This is a genomic window from Bradyrhizobium sp., assembly GCF_049581145.1.
In the GTDB taxonomy this organism is placed as follows: Bacteria; Pseudomonadota; Alphaproteobacteria; order Rhizobiales; family Xanthobacteraceae; genus Bradyrhizobium.
Map to the genome: position 1 here is coordinate 1 of NZ_JBAURI010000066.1, position 4,588 is coordinate 4,588.

General features: G+C 64.6%; 5 protein-coding genes. 1 reads left to right on the plus strand and 4 read right to left on the minus strand.

Annotated features, from left to right (window positions below; all coding sequences use genetic code 11):
• From pheT to rpmI, 4 genes are all read right to left on the minus strand, one after another.
• Positions 1-1,575, minus strand: a 1,575-nt coding sequence (gene pheT, locus WCB02_RS01865; RefSeq protein ID WP_423955739.1) for a phenylalanine--tRNA ligase subunit beta, incomplete at its 3' end; no start/stop codon positions are given.
• Between the two features lie 96 nt (positions 1,576-1,671).
• Complete coding sequence (gene pheS / locus WCB02_RS01870) at positions 1,672-2,754, minus strand: phenylalanine--tRNA ligase subunit alpha (protein ID WP_423955741.1); 1,083 nt, start codon at positions 2,752-2,754, stop codon at positions 1,672-1,674.
• Between the two features lie 309 nt (positions 2,755-3,063).
• Positions 3,064-3,423, minus strand: a complete 360-nt coding sequence (rplT, locus tag WCB02_RS01875; protein ID WP_423955743.1) for a 50S ribosomal protein L20 — start codon at positions 3,421-3,423, stop codon at positions 3,064-3,066.
• Positions 3,424-3,498: 75 nt separating this feature from the next.
• The gene (gene rpmI / locus WCB02_RS01880) at positions 3,499-3,699 is read right to left on the minus strand and encodes a 50S ribosomal protein L35 (protein WP_029585522.1); all 201 of its coding nucleotides are present in this window, start codon (positions 3,697-3,699) and stop codon (positions 3,499-3,501) included.
• Between the two features lie 556 nt (positions 3,700-4,255).
• On the opposite strand from rpmI, the gene WCB02_RS01885 reads away from it, so the two are divergent.
• Positions 4,256-4,588, plus strand: a 333-nt coding sequence (locus WCB02_RS01885) for an alpha/beta fold hydrolase (protein ID WP_423955745.1), incomplete at its 3' end; no start/stop codon positions are given.

The following is a 4,588-nucleotide window of genomic DNA, read 5'->3' on the forward strand; positions in this document are numbered from 1 at the left end:
GAACAATTCGGCGGCAGGCCTTGCGATGAACGACCACGTCACCGCCTCGACCATGCCGCGCGCGGCGAGCGCGCGCTTGGCGCGGCGGGTCCGCAGCTGGATTGGCGTCAGCACCGGCTTGCGCGCCGCCTCTCCGCGCTCGAACGGCGTTTCCGGCACCTTGTCCACGCCGACGATGCGGACGATCTCTTCGACGATATCGGCCTTGCCGTGCACGTCGGAGCGCCAGGAGGGAATTGCGACCTTCATCGTTGCGCCGGTGCCGGCCATCATGAAACCGAGCCGGCTCAAGATACTGCGCATCTCCGGCAGCGGCACGTCGATGCCGGCGAGCCGCTTCACCTCGGCAAGCGGAAAATCGATCACGCGGTCATCGCCATGGGCGTTGCCGACCACGATCGTTTCCGACGCCGTGCCGCCGCATAGTTCCATCACCATGCGGGTCGCAAGTTCGAGCCCGGGAACCATGAAGGCGGGGTCGACGCCGCGCTCGAAGCGATAGCGCGCATCCGAATTGATACCGAGCTTGCGGCCGGTCTGCGCGATGTTGATTTCGTTCCACAACGCCGATTCGATCAGCACGTCGGTCGTGCCCTCGTCGCAGCCCGAGGCCTCGCCGCCCATGATGCCCGCCAGCGATTCGACGCCGTGATCGTCCGCGATCACGCACATGTTGTGGTCGAGTGCATAAGTGCGGCCGTCGAGCGCGAGCAGCGTCTCGCCATCTTGGGCGCGGCGCACGACGAGATTGCCCCCGACCTTCTTGGCGTCAAAGACGTGCAGCGGCCGCGCGCGATCGAAGGTCATGAAGTTGGTGATATCGACCAGCGCGTTGATCGGACGCAGCCCGATCGAGGTCAGGCGCTTCTGCAGCCATTGCGGCGAGGCGCCGTTCTTGACGCCGCGCACCAGCCGCAGTGCGAATCCCGGACACAGGCTTTCGTCTTCCACGGTCACGTTCACCGGGCAGCGGAACTCGCCCTTCACCGGCTTGATGCCGGGGTCCCTGAACTTGCCCATGTCGGCGGCCGACAGGTCGCGTGCGATGCCGTGCACCCCCGTGCAATCCGGCCGGTTCGGCGTCAGGTTGATCTCGAAGGTGGGATCGCCGAGGCCGGCCCACGCGGCATAAGCCTTTCCGACCGGCGCATCCGCCGGCAGCTCCATGATCCCGTCGTGATTCTCCGAAAGCTGAAGCTCGGCTTCCGAGCACAGCATGCCGCGGCTTTCGACGCCGCGGATGGTGCCGACGCCGAGCGTGATATTCTTGCCGGGAATGAAGGTGCCGGGTGGCGAGAATACGCTGACGAGGCCCGCGCGCGCGTTCGGCGCGCCGCAGACCACCTGCACCGGGCTGGCACCGTCGCCGGTATCGACCATGCAAATCCGCAGACGGTCGGCATTCGGATGCTGCTCGGCCGAAATCACCCGCGCGATCGTGAACGGCGCCAAGGCCTTGGCCTTGTCCTCGATGTGCTCGACCTCGAGCCCGATCATGGTGAGCTTGTCGGCGAGCTTCTCCACCGGTTCGTCGGTGTCGAGATGTTCCTTCAGCCAGGACAGGGTGAACTTCATGGACGCTGTTTCCCCGCGATCAAGTCTGCTCCCTCCCCCGCTCGCGGGGGAGGGTTAGGGTCGGGGCTCTCGCCGCAACGGCGGTGGTCGCGAGACTCACGAACTGAGCCCTCCGGCAAGCGAGGGGATATCGAGCGGCTTGAAGCCGTAATGCGAGAGCCAGCGCACGTCACTCTCAAACAATTGGCGGAGATCGCTCATGCCATATTTCAGCATCGCGATGCGATCGATGCCCATGCCCCAGGCAAAGCCCTGATATTGGTCCGGATCGATGCCGCAGGCGCGCAGCACGTTCGGATGCACCATGCCGCAGCCCAGGATCTCCAGCCAGTCCTCGCCCTCGCCGAAGCGGATTTCGCCCTTGTCGCGCCGGCACTGGATGTCCACCTCGAGCGACGGCTCGGTGAACGGGAAGAACGACGGCCGGAAGCGCATGTTGAGGTGATCGACCTCGAAGAAGGCCTTGCAGAACTCGTGCAGAATCCATTTGAGATGACCGAGATGCGAGCCCTTGTCGACCACGAGGCCTTCGACCTGGTGGAACTGCGGTGTGTGGGTCGCATCCGAATCGATCCGGTAGGTGCGGCCCGGGCAGATCACGCGGATCGGCGGCTTCTGGGTCAGCATGGTGCGCACCTGCACCGGCGAGGTGTGGGTACGCAGCAGCATGCGCGAACCGTCCGGCTTCGGCTGGAAGAAGAAGGTGTCATGCATTTCCCGCGCCGGGTGGCCCTCTGGGAAATTCAGCCTGGTGAAGTTGTAATCGTCGGTCTCGATGTCCGGGCCTTCGGCGATCGAGAAGCCCATGTCGGCAAAGATCGTCGTCAGCTCGTCCAGCACCTGGCTGAGCGGATGGACCCGGCCTTGCTCGACGACGGGGTCTCGCACCGGCAGCGTGACGTCGACGGTCTCGCTCGCCAGGCGTGCGTCGAGGGCGGCCGATCGCAGCAGCTCACGGCGCGCGCCGAGTGCCTGGGTGACCTTGTCCTTGGCGAGATTGATCGCGGCGCCTTGGGTCTTGCGCTCATCCGGCGACATCTTGCCGAGTGTCGCGAGCAGGGCCGAGATCGAGCCCTTCTTGCCCAGCGCGGCGACGCGCACGGCCTCCAGGGCGGGCTCATCGCCCGCGGCGGCAATCTGCGCAAGGATGGACTTTTCGAGCGTTGCGAGGTCGGACACGGCTTTAATCTCTGGCTTCTGTGAGGCGGCTGACGTGGCCGAGTTGTCGCTGTCTCGGGGCCGAAACGTCAAGGCCGAAACGTCAAGCCGAAGCCGGCATTTGGCGGCGTTGAACCGTGCTCGCCGCCTTCTGCCGCGACAAACCGATCACATCGGACGAGATCGCCCGCGCGATCAGCGCCGCGCCCCGGGGGCGAGCGCGCGATCAGGCTGTTCGAGGCTTGCGAATTCGGCAACACGTCTTACGCCGAGATCGCCCGGCGTTGTTCACGCCGGGCGATCGAGACGAAATGATCGCCCCGCAGGCGTTCAGGCCGCCAGCGCCGCCTTGGCCTTCGTAGCAATGGCTTCGAACGCCGCGGGCTCATGGATAGCGAGGTCCGACAGCACCTTGCGGTCCACCGTCATGCCCGATTTGGACAGGCCGTCGATAAAGCGGCTGTAAGTCATGCCGAACGGACGTACTGCGGCGTTGAGGCGCTGGATCCAGAGCGCGCGGAAGGTCCGCTTCTTGCGCTTGCGATCGCGGAAGGCGTATTGACCAGCCTTGTCGACGGCGGCCTTGGCGGCGCGGATGGTGTTCTTGCGGCGGCCGGAAAATCCCTTGGCGGCCTTGTAGACTTTCTTGTGTCTGGCGTGAGAGGTCACACCGCGTTTGACGCGAGACATGACTGTTGTCCTTGAAGATGAAGAGGTGACGGATCAGCCGCGCGGACGCGGCCCGGCTTGCAATCGCGGACGCGATCAGGCGTTCGGCAGGAAGTATTTCTTGATGTTATCGCCGTCGGTCTTGAACAGCACGCGGGTGCCCCGGAGCTGACGAATTTGCTTCTTGGTCCGCTTGATCATGCCGTGGCGCTTGCCGCGCTGGGCATGCATCACCTTGCCGGTGGCAGTCACCTTGAAGCGCTTTTTGGCGCCTGACTTGGTCTTCAGCTTGGGCATTTGGCTCTCCTCAAAGCCACGGACAAACGCGCCGAAAGCGGCGTTCTCGCGGCTAAAATGCTCGTTAGAGCGTTGAAAGTGCTCTGGTTTTTCCGTCTGGGAAAGAACCCGCACAAAATCGTCGCCACGGCAGCCCTTAATCAGCCGGGCAACGGAAGGCTGCGCTTATGGCAGAGCGGGAGGCAATTGGCAACGATGAACCGGAGAAGTTGCCGCTCCGACCCGAGGTCGATTTGTTCGCCGATGCCTCCCCGATTGTCCCAGGGATCATCATGGAGCAGTCCTGACTGGCTTCAGGCCGAACGCCGCATCCGGCTCCGGTGAACGCCGCGCGGCAGCTGGGAGGCGACGGCGAGCTAGAACGCCGCGGGTCGCGCGCGATGCAACGGCTGCGGCCAGCCTTCTGCGGGCAGATGGGAGGAATGCCCGGACTTCCCGGAATTTCATTTGGAATTCGTGTCGCCTCCAATATCGTCAGCACGCGGATCGCGGGCCTGACGAGCCGTCACCTACGGATGGGTCCGAAAACAATAAAAATCAGCCGGGAGGGCGCGGCATGGATTTCATTGAACTGGATGGCGTTGGCCTGCGCTACGAGCTGAGCGGCAGCGGCGACCGCACATTGGTGCTGGTGCACGAAATGGGTGGCTCGCTCGAAAGCTTTGACGAACTCGCGCCGCGGTTCGCCGAATCCCGCCGCGTCCTGCGTTATGACACCCGCGGGGCTGGCATGTCGCAGAAGGCGCGCGGCGAGCTTGGCCTCGATACCATGGCCGGGGATATCGCCGCGCTGCTCGATGCAATCGGGGTTGCGGGCCAGGTCGCGCTTGCCGGCATCGCCGTCGGTGGCGCGATCGCCCTTCACTTCGCCGCACGATACCCTGAGCGC